Origin of the sequence: Streptomyces sp. NPDC052687 (assembly GCF_040678395.1) — a bacterium.
Classification (GTDB): domain Bacteria; phylum Actinomycetota; class Actinomycetes; order Streptomycetales; family Streptomycetaceae; genus Streptomyces.
In genome coordinates this window covers 1-16,258 of record NZ_JBFATR010000081.1, presented here as the reverse complement: position 1 = coordinate 16,258, position 16,258 = coordinate 1, and the positions used below count along the sequence as shown (strand labels likewise).

The window sequence follows — 16,258 nt, the reverse complement described above, 5'->3', positions numbered from 1 at the left end:
CGGGCCACGCCGATGCGCTGGCGCTGGCCGCCGGAGAACTCGTGCGGGAAGCGGTTGTAGTGCTCGGGGTTGAGGCCGACGATCTCCAGGAGTTCCCGGACGCGCTTCTCGCGGCCGCCCGCCGGGTTGATCCCGTTGATCTCCATGGGACCAGAGATGATCTTGCCGACGGTGTGCCGCGGGTTCAGCGAGGCATAGGGGTCCTGGAAGATCATCTGGATCTCGGAGCGGACCGGCGCCAGCTGCTTGCGGTTGGCGTGGGTGATGTCCTTGCCCTGGTACCTGATCGTGCCCGCGGTCGGCTCCAGCAGCCGGGTGATCAGCCGGCCCGTCGTCGACTTGCCGCAGCCCGACTCACCGACCAGCCCCAGGCTCTCACCCTCGTGGACCTGGAAGTCGAGACCGTCGACGGCCTGGACGGCGCCGACCGTCCGGCGGATGGGGAAGCCGCCCCTGATCGGGAAGTGCTTGGTCAACCCGGAGACGTCCAGGAGGGGAGTCGTGCTGCTCATGGTAGGGAAATCCCGTCTCTTGTACGTCACTTGGCCGCGCTGCCGGCGAGACCGGCGAGGAACTCACGGCGCTGCTCGAAGGTCAGGTGGCAGGCGGAACCGCGCCCGTCGGTGATCTCCAGCAGCGGACGTTCCGACGAGCAGCGACCGTCCTGGACCTTCTCGGCGAAGGCGCACCGGGGGTGGAACCGGCAACCCGACGGCGGGTTCAGCAGGGAGGGCGGCGAGCCCGGGATCGGGTTGAGCGGCACGTCCACCGGACCGTCGAGGCTCGGCATGGAGCCCAGCAGGCCCCAGGTGTAGGGGTGCTGCGGGGTGCGCAGCACCTCCTTCTTCGAACCGCGCTCCACACACCGGCCGCCGTACATCACCAGCACCTCGTCGGCGATGTCCGCGATCACGCCCAGGTCGTGGGTGATGAAGATGATCGAGGTGCCGAATTCCCGCTGGAGGTCCTTCAGCAGGTCCATGATCTGCGCCTGCACGGTGACGTCCAGGGCCGTCGTCGGCTCGTCCGCGATCAGCAGCTCCGGGTCGCAGACCAGCGCCATGGCGATCATCGCGCGCTGACGCATACCGCCGGAGAACTGGTGCGGGTAGTCGTCCACGCGCACGTCGGGCTGCGGGATGCCCACCCGGGCGAGCATCTCGATCGCCCGGGCACGGGCCTGCTGCTTGGTGCAGCCGGTGTGCTTGCGGTACGTCTCTGCGATCTGCCGGCCGATGGTGTGGTAGGGCGACAGTGACGTCAGGGCGTCCTGGAAGATCATCGCCATCTTGTTGCCGCGCAGCCTGGCCAGGGTCTTCTCGGAGGCACCGTTCAGTTCCTCGCCGTCGAGGCGGATGGAGCCCTCGACCATGGTGCTCTCCGGGTTGTGCAGGCCCAGGATCGTCAGGTTGGTGACCGACTTGCCGGACCCCGACTCACCCACGATGCCCAGCGTCTTGCCGCGTTCGAGGTCGAAGGACAGGCCGTCGACGGCCTTGACGATGCCGTCCTCGGTCGAGAAGTGCACCTTCAGGTCCTTGATGGACAGGAAGGGCTGCTGTTCGGTGCTCGTCACGGGGACGCTCCAGAGGGGGGTGATGCGGGGTAGCTGGTGGGGGCGGGGCGGGTCAGGAGAGCCGGATCCGCGGGTCGATCATGGCGTAGACAGCGTCGACCACGATGTTGGCGACCACGACGAACGAGGCGGTGAGGACCATGACGCCGAGCAGCATGGGCAGGTCGCTGGTGGCCACGGACTTCACCGAGAGCATGCCGACGCCCTGGATGCTGAAGGTCTTCTCCGTGATCATCGCGCCGCCGAGCAGCACGCCCATGTCGATGCCGAAGATGGTGACGATCGGGCCCATGGCGCCGCGCCAGGCGAACCGGAAGAACACGTTCCGGCGTTCGAGGCCCTTGGCCCGGGCCGTGCGGACGTAGTCCTCGCTGAGCTGCTCCACCATCTGGGAGCGGGTCATGCGGGTGTAGTTCGCGGTGAAGATCAGCGCCAGGACCAGCCAGGGCAGCAGAAGTCCGCTGAACCACGCGCCCGGGTTGTCCAGGAAGGGGTTGTACGACGGCTGCTCCAGCACCTGCCACTGGTAGACGAAGATGTACAGCGCCAGCGTGCCCACGAAGTAGATCTGCATCGACGAGGCGACCAGCGAGGCGCTGCTGGCGAGCTTGTCGACGGCCTTGCCCTGCTTCAGCGCGGCCAGCATGCCGGTGCCGACACCGAAGATCAGGAACACCACGGAAGCGCCGATGGCCAGCGAGAACGTCGCGGGGAACCGGTCGAGGATGGTCTCCAGGACGGGCTCGCGGTTGACGAAGGAGTAGCCCAGGCACGGGGCGTCGCACGACCCGAAGGAGGCGAAGTCCCGGCCGACGAAGATGCCCGACAGCCAGTGCCAGTACTGCACCGGGAGCGAGTCGTCGATCCCCATGTTGTGGCGGATCAGCTCCAGCGTCTCCGGCGTGCAGAGCTTGCCGCAGGCCAGCCGCGCGGGGTCGCGTGGCACCGCGTAGAAGAGCATGAACGTGACCGCGCTGATGATCAGCAGCGTGACCACGGCGCCGAGGAGCCGGCGGACGAGGAAGCGAAGCATGGGGGTTGGCTTTCCTGGAGGGGCCGTCGTGCGGATCGGGCCGGGCCGGGGTGACCGGGGGCCGCGGTGGACGAGCCGAGGGTGGGGCGGCCGGAGCCGCCCCACCTCTCAGGGACGGATCAGGCCTTGACGTACAGCTTGTAGAGCATGCAGCCGTCGAAGTTCGGGTCCATCTTCACGTTGCCGAGCTTGGAGCCGTGCAGGTAGATCCGGCGCATGTAGACGTCGGGGATGAACGCGCCGGTCTCGGTGACCTGCTTGTCCAGCGCCGCCCACATCTGGTTGGCCTTGTCCTGGTCCGGCTCGGCCGTGGCCGCCTTGATGGCCTCGTCGATCTTCGGGTCCTTCAGGTGCGAGTAGTTCTGGCCCTGGTCGACGACGTTCTTGCTGTCGAACAGCGGCTGGAACACCGAGTAACCCGTCGGCCAGTCGGAGGACCAGCCACCCCAGTAGACGTCGAACGGGTTGTCCAGCTTGCCGATCTGGTCGTACCAGGTGGTGGAGTCGATGCCCTTGGTGACGACGTCGAAGCCGGCCTGCTTCAGGGCGTTCTCGATGACGACCTTGATCTTCGACTGGGTCTCGTCCTGCTGGTAGGCGTAGACGACCTTGTAGCCGGACTTGCCGGCCTTCTCCAGGATCTTCTTCGCGGCCTTCGGGTCACCCGCGGGGTTGGCGAGCTTGCCCCAGACGTCCTGCGACTGGTAACCGGCGACCAGCGGGCTCATGATGCCGGTGGCGTAGTCACCGCGCACCTCGCCGCCCTGGAGCTGGCGGATCGCGGCGGTCGGCCAGGCCTTGATGAGGGCCTCGCGGACGGCCTTGTCCTTGACCCGGCTGGTGTTGATCCAGTAGCAGCTGACGCCGTTGCTGAGTGCCTCGAAGACGCGGTCCTTGGCCTCGGTCTGGGCCTTCTGCACCCGCTCCTGCGGGATGGTCCGCCAGGAGACGGCGTACTGGTCCTTGCCGGTGTCGGCCAGCAGGCGGTCGATCGCGGTGAGCTGCTCGATGCCGAAGCTGAATTCGAAGCGGTCCGGGTAGGCGTTGCGGATCGGGTCGGTCTTCGGGTCCCAGTGCTCGTTGCGGACCAGGACCATCGACTTGTCGGTGGTGTGCGACTCGATGCGGTAAGGACCGCTGGAGATCGGCTTCTTGTCGTACTTCTCCTTGGTGTCCTTCTTCACCGGGGTCGGCGCGTAGGAGTGCATGGCCAGCACGTAGTTGAAGTCGGGACGCGCCTCGGAGAGGTGGAAGGTGATGCTCTTCCCGCTGGTCTCGATCGACTTCAGGTGCTTGCCGCCGTACGGGCCCGGGTACGACTTGCGGTAGTCGGAGGAGCCGGTCAGCCAGGTCTGGACGTAGAAGGCGCCCTCGGTGACGAAGTTGGCGAAGCAGCGCTCGATGCCGTGGCGGACGTCATCGACGGTGATGTCGGAGCCGTCCTCCCACTTGATGCCGTCCTTCAGGGTGAAGGTCCAGGTCTTGCCGCCGTCCTTCATGGTGCCCGTGTCGGTGGCGAGGTCGCCGACCAGGGTCATCGAGCCGTCGTCGGCCACCTTGTAGCCGGTCAGCGTGCGGGAGATGACGATCGCCGCGAGCGAGTTCCACGCGTAGTAGATGCGCTGCGGGTCGAGGTGCGAGAAGTCGTCGTCGTTCAGCAGGTAGACGGTGCCGCCCTTCTTGGCACCGGAGACCTCGGGGGCGGGGCCCTGGGAGTCGGCGGCGGTACCGATCTTGACCTCGGTCGCCTTGGCCTTGGCGGCGTCGGCCTTGCCGCCCTTGCCGGTGTTGTTGGTGGTGTCACCGCTGCTGCACGCGGTCAGCATCGAGCCCGCCGCTGCCGCCACACCGGTGGCGATCAGGAAGTTTCTGCGCGAGAAGGACATCGCAACCTGCCTTCGGAAAATGAGAGTGAGTGAGAAGCCCGGCACCCCGGCGTCTTTGCCGCGGTCCTGAAGAGGGCCGGGGTCAGCGCTTGGTCTTCGGGTCGAGCGCGTCGCGGACCGAGTCGCCGAGAAGGTTGAACGCCAGGACGAAGATCACCATCGCGAGGCCCGGGAAGAGCAGGTAGGTGATGTCTTCCTGGTAGACCTGGGCGGCCCGTCCGATCATGACGCCCCAGTCCGGGGTCGGGTCCTGGATGCCGACGCCGAGGAAGGCGAGGCCGGCTTCCGTGGTGACCATCAACGGCAGGTTGAGGGTCGCTTGGATCAGGATCGGCGTCCACAGGTTGGGGAGCAGTTCCTTGAAGATGATGCGCGCCGGAGAAGCGCCCGTGACCTTGGCCGCCTCGACGAACTCCCGCTCGCGCAGGGCCAGTACCTGGCCGCGCAGCAGTCGGGCGATGGAGGCCCAGCCGAAGGCGGTGAGCAGACCGATGAGGCAGGTCACCGTCAGCCAGGTCGGGGTGTTCTCCTCGGGCGACACGAACAGGGCGAGCACCACGGGGGTGAAGGCCACGAAGAACAGCTGGGAGGGGAAGGACAGCAGGGTGTCGATGACCCGGCCGATGAACCAGTCCGTCTTGCCGCCCAGGTAACCCGCCGTGACGCCGAGCGCGACACCGATGACCACGACGAGCAGCGTGATGGCGGTGGAGATCAGCAGCGAGTTGCGGATGGCGTAGAGCAGGAAGGTGAAGACGTCGCGGCCCAGGCCCGGCTCGATGCCGAACCAGTACTCGCTGCTGATGCCGCCGTTCGGGAGCACCGGGTAGCTGTTGTCGCCGAGCAGACCCGGCTCGTTCAGGCCGTACGTGGTGTACGGATCCTTGCCGTACAGCTTGGAGATCAGCGGTGCGCACAGCGCGATCACGAAGAAGAAGATCACGATGCAGGCGGATATGACGCCCGTACGGTCCCGCTTGAAGCGGCGCCACGCCAGCTGGCCGGGAGAGCGGCTCTCGCTGGGTTTCGGGGCGGGAGAAGTGCTCGGCTTCTCGGCGCTCTCGTCGGTCACCTCAAGCGGGGCAGCCGCGGATGGAGTTGGGGGGGTCATGGTGCTCCTGGCCCAAGGGAGGGTCTGAGTGACTCCGCAGGGCGCTCCCCTACGGGCTACGCGGGACTTTTTCAACGCAATTCATTCAAGGTCAACAAATTCTGGTCCGAGTTGGGTTTCTCTTTACTTTCTTTGCCTCTCCTTGACCACTCCGTAGCTACGCGGGTAGCGCTTCCGTGATCAAGCTGTGTCTTACATCGGGTCAACCGGGCTTATCGGGCGATGTGTTCGATATACGGATGCCGGGGTGTCGAAATACGTACATGCCGGGTTCGTTTTTCAACGGTTCGGCATCGGATCGTGTCGATCTGTTGCACGGAATTCGAAGATCCACTTCCTGGCCGCGAACGGCCGGGGTCAAGATCACCCCAAAGGACGGGAGCGTGTGCGGTGTGCACTGTATGGGCCGATATTTGCCGGTAACGCATCGGCGGTCGCCGGTGCCGGATCGGCCGGGTCTGAGGAGGCACACCATGCGCGGAGCCACGCACGCCAAGTGGGTCGCATGCGCGGCGGCGGCAGCCCTCGCGACCACCGCCTGCGGAGGCGGCGGTGACGGCAGCGGCGCGGACGGCGGCGCGGTGCTCAGCTCCTCCTGGGGAGACCCGCAGAACCCGCTGGAGCCGGCCAACACCAACGAGGTGCAGGGCGGCAAGGTCCTCGACATGATCTTCCGCGGCCTCAAGCGGTACGACCCGGAGACCGGCGAGGCCCGCGACATGCTCGCCGAGAAGATCGAAACCACGGACTCGCGGACCTTCACCATCACCGTCAAGGACGGCTGGACGTTCAGCAATGGCGAGAAAGTGACGGCGAAATCCTTCGTCGACGCCTGGAACTACGGCGCGAGCCTGAAGAACAACCAGCGCAACGCGTACTTCTTCGCCTATATCGAGGGCTACGACAAGGTCCACCCGGAACAGGGCAGGCAGAGCGCCGACACCCTCTCCGGGCTGAAGGTCACCGGCGAGCGCACCTTCACCGTCAGGCTCACCCAGAAGTTCTCGACCTTCCCCGACACCCTCGGCTACAACGCCTACGTCCCGCTGCCCCGCGCCTTCTTCGACGACCACGACGCCTGGCTGGCCAAGCCGGTCGGCAACGGGCCGTACACCGTGCGGTCGTACACCCGGGGCTCCCAGATGTCGCTGCGCGCCCGGGAGGACTACCCCGGCCCGGACAAGGCACGCAACGGCGGCGTCGACCTGAAGGTCTACACCGACAACAACACCGCCTACACCGACCTCATGGCGGGCAACCTCGACCTGGTCGACGACGTCCCCGCCGCCCAGCTGCGCAATGTGCGCGGCGACCTCGGCGACCGCTACCTCAACACCCCCGCCGGCATCCTCCAGACCCTCGCCTTCCCGTACTACGACCGCGCCTGGGGCAAGGACGGCATGGACAAGGTGCGCCGCGGCCTGTCCATGGCCATCGACCGCGAGCAGATCACCGAGACGATCTTCCAGAAGACCCGCACCCCCGCCACCGACTGGACCTCACCGGTCCTCGGCGCGGACGGCGGCTACCGGGCAGGGCTGTGCGGGGATGCCTGCGCGTACAAGCCCGAGGAGGCCAGGAGGCTGATCCAGGAGGGCGGCGGGCTCCCCGGCGGCCAAGTCAAGATCACGTACAACGCGGACACCGGCTCCCACAAGGAGTGGGTCGACGCCGTCTGCAACTCCATCAACAACGCCCTCGGCAACGACCGCGCCTGCGTCGGCAACCCCGTCGGCACCTTCGCCGACTTCCGCAAGCAGATCACCGACCGCAAGATGTCCGGGCCGTTCCGCGCGGGCTGGCAGATGGACTACCCGCTCATCCAGAACTTCCTCCAGCCGCTCTACTACACCAACGCCTCCTCCAACGACGGCAAGTGGTCCAGCGCGGAGTTCGACCGCCGGGTCGACGAGGCCAACGCCGAGACCGACACCGCGAAGGCGGTGGAGAAGTTCCAGCGGGCCGAGGAGGTCGTCCGCGACGAGATGGCCGCCATCCCGCTCTGGTACCAGAACGGCAGCGCGGGCTACTCCGAGCGGCTGTCCAACGTGAAGCTCAACCCCTTCAGCGTCCCGGTCTACGACCAGATCACGGTCGGCTGAGGCGGCGCCATGGGACGGTACGTCGCCCGGCGGCTGCTCCAGATGATCCCGGTCTTCGCCGGGGCCACGCTGCTGATCTTCCTGATGGTGAACGTGATGGGCGACCCCATCGCGGGCCTGTGCGGCGACCGGCAGTGCGACCCGGCGACCGCCGCCCAGCTCAGACGGGAGTTCGGCCTCGACAAGCCGGTGTGGCAGCAATACCTGACCTACATGGGCAACGTCTTCACCGGCGACTTCGGCACCGCCTTCAACGGCCAGCCGGTCACCGAGCTGATGGGCTCCGCCTTCCCCGTCACCATCCGGCTGACGATCGTCGCGGTCCTCTTCGAGATCGTCATCGGCATCACCCTCGGCGTCCTCACCGGGCTGCGCCGCGGCCGCCCGGTCGACACCTCGGTCCTCCTGGTCACCCTCGTCGTCATCTCCGTCCCCACCTTCGTCACCGGCCTGCTGCTCCAGCTGCTGCTCGGTGTGGAGTGGGGCTGGATCAAACCCTCGGTGTCCCCCGAGGCCCGCTTCGGCGAGCTGATCGTCCCCGGCCTCGTCCTCGCCTCCGTCTCGCTCGCCTACGTCACCCGGCTCACCCGCACCTCCATCGCCGAGAACAAGCGCTCCGACTACGTCCGCACGGCCATCGCCAAGGGACTGCCCCGCCACCGGGTCGTCACCCGGCACCTGCTGCGCAACTCCCTCGTCCCGGTCGTCACCTTCATCGGCACCGACGTCGGCGCGCTGATGGGCGGCGCGATCGTCACCGAGCGGATCTTCAACATCCACGGCGTCGGCTACCAGCTCTACCAGGGCATCCTCCGCCAGAACACCCAGACCGTGGTCGGCTTCGTGACCGTCCTGGTCCTGGTCTTCCTGCTCGCCAACCTCCTCGTCGACCTCCTGTACGCCGTACTCGACCCGAGGATCCGCTATGCCTGAGCAGCAGCCCTTCGAGCCCGAGCGCACCATCGCCGGCACCGGCATGGGCGGCCAGATGGACCTGGCGGCGAGCGAGGCGGTGACGCTGGAGAAGCCCCTCGAAGGCGCCAAGGGCCCCGGCGGCGCGAACGGCGGCCGTACGGGCAGACCCCGCTCCCTGTGGTCCGACGCCTGGCACGACCTGCGCCGCAACCCGGTCTTCCTCGTCTCCGGCCTGGTGATCTGCTTCCTGGCCGTGATCTCCCTGTGGCCGTCCCTGATCGCCTCCGGAAACCCCCTGCACTGCGACCTCGCCAAGGCCCAGCAGGGCTCCCAGCCCGGCCACCCCTTCGGCTTCAACGGCCAGGGCTGCGACGTCTACACCCGTACGGTCTACGGCGCCCGGACGTCCGTCGCGGTCGGCGTCTGCGCCACCCTCGGCGTCGCGGTCCTCGGCAGCGTGCTCGGCGGACTCGCCGGCTTCTTCGGCGGGGTCTGGGACTCGCTGCTGTCCCGCCTCACCGACATCTTCTTCGCCATCCCCGTCGTCCTGGGCGGCCTGGTCCTGCTGTCCGTCGTCACCGCCAACGCCGTCTGGCCGGTCATCGGCTTCATGGTCCTGCTGGGCTGGCCGCAGATCTCCCGGATCGCCCGCGGCTCCGTCATCACCGTCAAACAGAACGACTACGTCCAGGCCGCCCGCGCCCTCGGCGCCTCCCACTCCCGGCTGCTGCTGCGCCACATCGCGCCCAACGCGGTGGCCCCCGTCATCGTCGTCGCGACCATCGCCCTCGGCACCTACATCGCCCTGGAGGCCACCCTGTCCTACCTCGGCGTCGGCCTCAAACCCCCCAGCGTCTCCTGGGGCATCGACATCTCCGCGGCCTCCCCCTACATCCGCAACGCCCCGCACGCCCTCCTGTGGCCCTCCGGCGCCCTGGCGATCACCGTCCTGGCCTTCATCATGCTCGGCGACGCCGTCCGCGACGCCCTCGATCCGAAACTGAGGTGAGACGTGCTGCTGGAAGTGCGTGATCTGCAGGTGGAGTTCCACACCCGGGACGGGGTCGCGCGAGCCGTCAACGGGGTCACCTACGGCGTCGAGGCGGGGGAGACGCTGGCCGTGCTCGGCGAGTCCGGGTCCGGGAAGTCGGTCACCGCGCAGGCCGTCATGGGCATCCTCGACATGCCGCCGGGGCGGATCACGGCGGGGGAGATCCTCTTCCGGGGCCGCGACCTGCTGAAGCTGAGGGAGGACGAGCGGCGCCGGGTGCGCGGCGCCGAGATGGCGATGATCTTCCAGGACGCGCTGTCCGCGCTGAACCCGGTGCTGACCGTCGGCGACCAGCTCGGCGAGATGTTCGTCGTGCACCGCGGGATGTCGCGGAAGGACGCCCGCGCGAAGGCCGTCGAGCTGATGGACCGGGTGCGCATCCCGGCCGCGAGGGAACGGGTCAAGCAGTACCCGCACCAGTTCTCCGGCGGGATGCGCCAGCGCATCATGATCGCCATGGCGATGGCCCTGGAGCCCGCGCTGATCATCGCCGACGAGCCCACGACCGCGCTGGACGTGACGGTCCAGGCGCAGGTCATGGAGCTGCTGGCGGAACTGCGGCGCGAGTACGACATGGGCCTGATCCTCATCACCCACGACCTCGGCGTCGTCGCGGACGTCGCCGACCGCATCGCCGTCATGTACGCGGGCCGGATCGTCGAGTCCGCCCCGGTCCACGACCTCTACAAGGCCCCCGCGCACCCCTACACCCGCGGTCTGCTCGACTCCATCCCCCGCCTGGACCGGAAGGGCCGGGAGCTGTACGCCATCAAGGGCCTGCCGCCCAGCCTGCTGGACGTCCCGTCCGGCTGCCCCTTCCACCCGCGCTGCCCGATGGCCCGGGACGTCTGCCGCACCGGCGTACCGCCCCTGTACGAGGTGGACGACGACCGCGGCAGCGCCTGCCACTTCTGGCGGGAGTGCCTGCATGGCTGAGCCGATCCTCCAGGTCCGCGGGCTGGTCAAGCACTACCCGCTGACGCAGGGCGTCCTGTTCAGGAAGCAGGTCGGTGCCGTCAAGGCCGTCGACGGCGTGGACTTCGCCCTGCACCGCGGCGAAACCCTGGGCATCGTCGGGGAGTCGGGCTGCGGCAAGTCCACGGTCGCGAGGCTGCTGGTCGGCCTGGAGCGGCCGACGTCCGGCTCGATCACGTACCAGGGCGAGGACGTCACCCGCCTGTCCGGCCGCGCCCTCAGAGCCGTACGCCGCAACATCCAGATGGTGTTCCAGGACCCGTACACCTCCCTCAACCCCCGGATGACGGTCGGCGACATCATCGGCGAACCCTTCGACATCCACCCCGAAGCGGCCCCCAAGGGCGACCGGCGGCGCAGGGTGCAGGAGTTGCTCGACGTCGTCGGCCTGAACCCGGAGTACATCAACCGCTACCCGCACCAGTTCTCCGGCGGCCAGCGCCAGCGCATCGGCATCGCCCGCGGCCTGGCGCTGCGCCCGGAGATCATCGTCGCGGACGAACCGGTCTCGGCGCTGGACGTCTCGGTCCAGGCGCAGGTCGTCAACCTGATGGAACGCCTCCAGGACGAGTTCGACCTCTCGTACGTCTTCATCGCCCACGACCTGTCGATCGTGCGGCACATCTCGGACCGGGTCGGGGTGATGTACCTCGGGCGGATCGTCGAGACCGGCCGCGACACCGAGATCTACGACCACCCCACGCACCCCTACACCCAGGCCCTGCTCTCCGCCGTCCCCGTGCCCGACCCCGAGGCCCGCGAGCACCGCGAGCGCATCATCCTGTACGGCGACGTCCCGTCCCCCACGAACATCCCCTCCGGCTGCCGCTTCCGCACCCGCTGCTGGAAGGCCCGCGAACGCTGCGCCGAGGAGGTCCCGGCGCTCGCCGTCCCAGCGTCCTTCCAGCGCACGACCGGTCCCGCGGCCCACCCCAGCGCCTGCCACTTCGCCGAGGAGAAACACGTCGTCCCTTCGGAGCAGGCCGGGTAACACACCGGCAACCCGCCCGACCCTGTCCCGATATACGGACGCGTCAGACTGGTGGGCGTACGGCCGTGCGGGTGCCGTGTACGGGCCGGGACGCGCCATGCCGTCCCGGCCCGTTGCCGTGCCCAGGGGGTCTCCCCCCTAGCCCCGCGCGAGTCCCAACGCCCGCTTGAGGAAGTCCACCTGGAGCAGCAGCAGGTTCTCGGCGACCTGCTCCTGCGGGGTCATGTGGGTGACGCCGGACAGCGGCAGGACCTCGTGCGGCCGGCCGGCCGCGAGCAGCGCGGAGGACAGGCGCAGCGCGTGCGCGAACACCACGTTGTCGTCGGCCGTGCCGTGCACGATCATCAGCGGCCGGTGCGGCTCGGCGGGGGCGGACAGGCCGTCGTCCGTCACCAGCGAGCTGCGCGCGTACGCCTCGGGGGAGGCCGCCGGGTCGCCCAGATAGCGCTCGGTGTAGTGGGTGTCGTACAGGCGCCAGTCGGTGACCGGGGCGCCCGCGATGCCCGCGTGGAAGACGTCCGGGCGGCGCAGGACCGCGAGCGCCGCCAGCCAGCCGCCGTAGGACCAGCCACGAATGGCCACCCGGCTCAAATCCAGCGGATGATTCCGCGCCAAATCCTGGAGTGCCTCGATCTGGTCGTCGAGGGAGACGGTGAGGTCTTGGTGGACCGCCTTCTCCCAGCCGGGGGAGCGGCCGGGGGTGCCGCGCCCGTCGGCGACGACCACCGCGAAGCCCTGGTCGGCGAACCACTGCGAGGTCAGATGGGCGTTGTGGGCGGCGACCACGCGCGGACCGTGGGGGCCGCCGTAGGGGTCCAGGAGGACCGGCAGGGGAGTGTCACCGGGGTAGTCCCGTGGCATAAGCACGGCGCACGGGATTTTCCGTGCGCCCCCCTGGGTGAGCGTGATCCGGGGCGACATACCGGGGTCTTCGGCGTACGACGGGACGACCGCGACCTGCTTCCCTTCCCGCAGCACCCGCACCCGCGCCCCCGGCCGCTCCAGCGTCGCCGACACCAGGACCGTCACGTCCCCGGACCGCACCGCCGAGTGCACCCCCGGTTCCTGCGACAGCCGCTCGACACCCAGTTCGTTGACCCGGTAGACATGCACCTCACCGGTCTCCGGCCGTTCCGCTTCCGCGCCGGCGGACGCCGAGACGAGCACGTCGTCGGGCGATACGTCCAGCACCGCGCGGATGTGCAACTGCGCTCCCGTCAGCGGCCGTTCCCCCACCGCCAGCACCCGCGCACCGCCCTCGTCGGCGATCCGCACCAGCTGCCCCGAGGGCGACCAGCAGGGCACCCCAGGGAAAAGATCAAGCCAAATCGGATCTTCGTCGGCGTGCACCATCCGGGTCGCACCGGTGTCCGGATCCACCGCCAGGTACAACTGGCCGCGCTGATCGCGCGCCTGGACCAGCAGCAGCGGCGCACCCGCCGCTGACCAGTGCACTCGCGCCAGATAGGGATAGCGCGCCCGGTCCCAAAGGACCTCCGTGCGGGTGCCGTCGAGGCCGGCGACGAACAGCCGGACCTCCGCGTTGGCCGTCCCGGCCGCCGGATACGGGACGTGTTGTGGGTCACGTTTCGGCTCCGCGGGATCGGAGATCCACCACCGCGCCACCGGCGTGTCGTCCACCCGCGCCACCAGCAGCCGGTCCGACTCCGGCGACCACCAGAAGCCGCGCGACCGCCCCATCTCCTCGGCCGCGATGAACTCGGCCAGCCCGTAGGACACGCCCTCCGCTTCCGGTTCGGCGAGTGCCCGGTCCCCCTCGCCCTCCGCGCCGACCACCCGCAGCGCGCCCCGCGCCACGTACGCCACCAGCCGTCCGTCGGGGGAGGGGCGCGGGTCGACCACCGGCCCGGCGACCGGCAGTTCACGCGCCGTACCGGCCCGCAGTTCCGCCGTGAAAAGCCGCCCTGACAAGGCGAAAGACGCCAACTCCACCGCCGTGTCGGTGGCGTAGCCGACCACCCCGGCGCCCCCCTCACGGCTGCGCTCCCGCCGCGCCCGCTCCTCCGGAGGCAGATCCTCCGCCGCGCCGCCCAGCAGCACGGCCGGGTCGGCGGCCACCCGCTCGGCGCCCTCCGCCAGGTCGAGCACCCACAGCGCGTTCGCCCGGTCCGTACCGGAACGGGAGCGCAGGAAGACCACCCGCGACGCGTCCGGCGCCACGGTGAACGAACGCGGCGCGCCGAGCGTGAACCGCTGGGTCCGCGCGTGCCGCCGGGGGAAGGAATCAGGCTCGGTCGTCATGCCCCGACCATATTGGCCATGCGCCCCCTTGTGCGGCCGTGCGCCGAGAGATGCGCGCGTACGGATAGTTATGATCACTAGCGCTGTGTGGGTATGAACCTGCTGGCCGCTGTATCGATTTACGCGTTCCCCCGCTCTGTGCCCCCAACGTTCCCGGTCCTTGGAGGTGAGCCGCCGTGGCACTCTCGATTTCGGCGGTGGTGCTGCTGGCGATCATCGTCTTCCTGCTCATCAAGAAGTCAGGACTGAAGGCCGGCCACGCGGTGGTCTGCATGCTCCTCGGCTTCTACCTCGCCTCCTCGACGGTCGCCCCGACGATCAGCGAGCTGACGACCAACATCGCCGGGATGATCGGCAGCATCAAGTTCTGATCCCCTTAGGGTGGGCCCCATGAGTGACCTGCCCTCCCGTCGTCTGCTCCTGGTGCACGCGCACCCGGACGACGAGTCGATCAACAACGGCGCCACCATGGCCCGGTACGCGGCCGAGGGTGCCCACGTGACCCTGGTCACCTGCACCCTCGGCGAGCGCGGCGAGGTCATCCCGCCCGCGCTCGCGCACCTGACCGGCGCCGCCCTCGGCGCGCACCGCCTCGGCGAGCTGACCGCCGCCATGGCCGAGCTGGGCGTCACCGACTTCCGCCGGCTCGGCGGCGACGGCCGCTACGCCGACTCCGGGATGATGGGCCTGCCCGACAACGACGACCCGGCCTGCTTCTGGCGGGCGGACGTCGACGAGGCCGCCGGACACCTCCTGGAGGTCATCCGGGAGGTACGCCCCCAGGTCCTCGTCACCTACGACCCGCACGGCGGCTACGGCCACCCCGACCACATCCAGGCCCACCGCGTCGCCATGCGCGCCGTCGAGCTGGCCGAGGAGGCCGGCTGCGCCCCCGCCAAGGTCTACTGGAACCGCGTCCCGCGCACCGCGGGCGAGGCCGCCTTCGCCCGCCTGCACCGGGAACTGCCGGACCTGTCCTTCACGAAGGCCGCCGCCCTCGACGACGTCCCCGGCGTCGTCGACGACGAGCGGATCACCACCGAGATCGACGGCGGCGACACCTGCGCCGCCGCCAAGGCCGCCGCGATGGCCGCGCACGCCACCCAGATCACGGTGGAGGGCGACTTCTTCGTCCTCTCCAACGACCTGGCGCAGCCCGTCCTGCGTACCGAGTACTACGAGTTGGTGCGGGGGGAACGGGCCGCGGGCGCGGGCCGGGAGACCGACCTGTTCGCCGGGATCGCCGCCGAGGAGGCGTCATGACGGACCGGGGCTCCGCGCTGACCCAGCCCCTGACCCGCCCCTCCGCCGGGCGGATCGCCGCCTGGCTGGGGCTCTTCCTGCTCGGCGCGGTCGTCGGCGGCGCCGGCGCGCTGGTGCAGGGCGGCTGGTTCCCGGGCGGGCTGCTGCTCGCCCTCGCCGGCGCGGCCGGGGCGTTCCTGGGCGGCGCCCGGGCCACCGGCGGCCGGGGCGGGGCCGTCGCGCCCGCCGCGGGCTGGATGATCACCGTCGTGCTGCTCACCACCAGCCGCCCCGAGGGCGACTTCGTCTTCGCCGCGGGCGTCGGCTCGTACCTCTTCCTGCTCGGCGGCATGGCCGTGGCTGTGATCTGCGCCACCCTCGGCGTCGCGCGGCAACCCGGGAGCCCCGCCGTCCGACTTGGCAAGTGACGTACCACTTCGCCGTTCCGCGCACGTGCGAGTCCCGTGCGGGTTTCACCGGCGGTCATGGGATAAGCGCCGGAAGCGGACAGTATGGTTGTGCGCGCCGCCGAGCCGCCCGAACAGAGTGAGGTCGTACCGCGGGCGGCGGAGCCAACCGGGAGAACCTGCCTTGAGTCGTGAAACTGACAGTCCGTCCTCCGGGCCCCACGGGCGCGGCGGAGCCGCTTACCCCTCGGGCACGCCGCCGTACGGTACCCCCACGGCTTCCGACGGCGGTACGCAAGAAGGGCGTTCGGCCGCGCGGCCGGAGGAACGCAAGACCGAGACCACGCTGACGACGCGGATCCGGATCAACATCCCCGGATCACGGCCCATCCCGCCGGTCGTCGTGCGCAAGCCCGTCGGGGACGCCGAGTCCGCCGACGGCCCCGAGGCCGAGGCCCCGGCGCCGGGCGCCGCCACGACCACGGGCACCGTCGAGCCGCCCGCCCCCGCCGAACCCGCGGCGCAGGGCGAGGAGAAGACGAGCGACTGGTTCGCGCCCCGCAAGTCCCCGGCCCCCAAGGGCGCCCAGAGCGGCGGCTCCGGCAACGCCCCGGCGCGGGATCTGGACAAGCTGACGGTGCTGTCGATCGCGCCGACGATCGCGCGGGCGGTGCGTGAGGTGTTCGAGGACGGTTCGGTGACGAGCC

General features: G+C 69.4%; 14 protein-coding genes and 1 pseudogene. 9 read left to right on the top strand and 6 right to left on the bottom strand.

Translation table 11 applies throughout. The features are described 5' to 3' along the window. The 5 genes from AB0K92_RS32695 to AB0K92_RS32675 form a co-directional block, all read right to left on the bottom strand. Window positions 1-512: dipeptide/oligopeptide/nickel ABC transporter ATP-binding protein (locus AB0K92_RS32695; protein WP_365928903.1), on the bottom strand; the 512-nt coding region annotated here is incomplete at its 3' end. Window positions 513-538: 26 nt separating this feature from the next. Continuing rightward, window positions 539-1,576, bottom strand: a complete 1,038-nt coding sequence (locus AB0K92_RS32690) for an ABC transporter ATP-binding protein (RefSeq protein ID WP_365928902.1) — start codon at window positions 1,574-1,576, stop codon at window positions 539-541. 52 nt (window positions 1,577-1,628) lie between these two features. Then, a complete protein-coding gene (locus tag AB0K92_RS32685; protein WP_365928901.1) occupies window positions 1,629-2,609 on the bottom strand; it encodes an ABC transporter permease in 981 nt (326 codons plus the stop codon). Window positions 2,610-2,728: 119 nt separating this feature from the next. Beyond that, window positions 2,729-4,495 carry an ABC transporter substrate-binding protein gene (locus AB0K92_RS32680; protein ID WP_365928900.1) on the bottom strand — a complete coding sequence of 589 codons (1,767 nt, stop codon included), beginning with the start codon at window positions 4,493-4,495 and terminating at the stop codon, window positions 2,729-2,731. An 82-nt stretch (window positions 4,496-4,577) separates the two neighbouring features. Continuing rightward, entirely contained in the window at window positions 4,578-5,606 is a 1,029-nt protein-coding gene (locus tag AB0K92_RS32675; RefSeq protein WP_365928899.1) for an ABC transporter permease, read from the bottom strand. Window positions 5,607-6,079: 473 nt separating this feature from the next. On the opposite strand from AB0K92_RS32675, the gene AB0K92_RS32670 reads away from it, so the two are divergent. From AB0K92_RS32670 to AB0K92_RS32650, 5 genes are read left to right on the top strand one after another with little or no spacing between them, the layout of a single operon-like run. Then, window positions 6,080-7,708, top strand: coding sequence for an ABC transporter substrate-binding protein (locus AB0K92_RS32670; protein WP_365928898.1), 1,629 nt, complete (start codon window positions 6,080-6,082; stop codon window positions 7,706-7,708). 9 nt (window positions 7,709-7,717) lie between these two features. Next, window positions 7,718-8,641 (top strand): ABC transporter permease, encoded by a 924-nt coding sequence (locus tag AB0K92_RS32665; protein ID WP_365928897.1) that lies wholly within the window; start codon window positions 7,718-7,720, stop codon window positions 8,639-8,641. Beyond that, window positions 8,634-9,632, top strand: a complete 999-nt coding sequence (locus tag AB0K92_RS32660; RefSeq protein ID WP_365928896.1) for an ABC transporter permease — start codon at window positions 8,634-8,636, stop codon at window positions 9,630-9,632. Before AB0K92_RS32665 ends, AB0K92_RS32660 begins: the two co-directional genes overlap by 8 nt. Window positions 9,633-9,635: 3 nt before the next feature. Further along, the gene (locus AB0K92_RS32655) at window positions 9,636-10,610 is read left to right on the top strand and encodes an ABC transporter ATP-binding protein (protein ID WP_365928895.1); all 975 of its coding nucleotides are present in this window, start codon (window positions 9,636-9,638) and stop codon (window positions 10,608-10,610) included. Further along, window positions 10,603-11,640 carry a dipeptide ABC transporter ATP-binding protein gene (locus AB0K92_RS32650; RefSeq protein ID WP_365928894.1) on the top strand — a complete coding sequence of 346 codons (1,038 nt, stop codon included), beginning with the start codon at window positions 10,603-10,605 and terminating at the stop codon, window positions 11,638-11,640. Before AB0K92_RS32655 ends, AB0K92_RS32650 begins: the two co-directional genes overlap by 8 nt. 138 nt (window positions 11,641-11,778) lie before the next feature. Here AB0K92_RS32650 and AB0K92_RS32645 read toward each other — a convergent pair whose 3' ends face one another. Then, entirely contained in the window at window positions 11,779-13,902 is a 2,124-nt protein-coding gene (locus AB0K92_RS32645; RefSeq protein WP_365928893.1) for a prolyl oligopeptidase family serine peptidase, read from the bottom strand. A gap of 176 nt (window positions 13,903-14,078) precedes the next feature. Here AB0K92_RS32645 and AB0K92_RS32640 point away from each other — a divergent pair, with 176 nt between their 5' ends. The 4 genes and pseudogenes from AB0K92_RS32640 to AB0K92_RS32625 all read left to right on the top strand — a co-directional run. Continuing rightward, entirely contained in the window at window positions 14,079-14,273 is a 195-nt protein-coding gene (locus AB0K92_RS32640) for a hypothetical protein (RefSeq protein WP_019755516.1), read from the top strand. Window positions 14,274-14,292: 19 nt separating this feature from the next. Continuing rightward, window positions 14,293-15,165, top strand: coding sequence for an N-acetyl-1-D-myo-inositol-2-amino-2-deoxy-alpha-D-glucopyranoside deacetylase (mshB, locus tag AB0K92_RS32635; RefSeq protein WP_365928892.1), 873 nt, complete (start codon window positions 14,293-14,295; stop codon window positions 15,163-15,165). Further along, window positions 15,162-15,572 (top strand): DUF6113 family protein, encoded by a 411-nt coding sequence (locus AB0K92_RS32630; protein WP_166002151.1) that lies wholly within the window; start codon window positions 15,162-15,164, stop codon window positions 15,570-15,572. Before mshB ends, AB0K92_RS32630 begins: the two co-directional genes overlap by 4 nt. Before the next feature lie 163 nt (window positions 15,573-15,735). Next, window positions 15,736-16,258: pseudogene (locus AB0K92_RS32625) on the top strand (hypothetical protein); the annotation flags it as partial.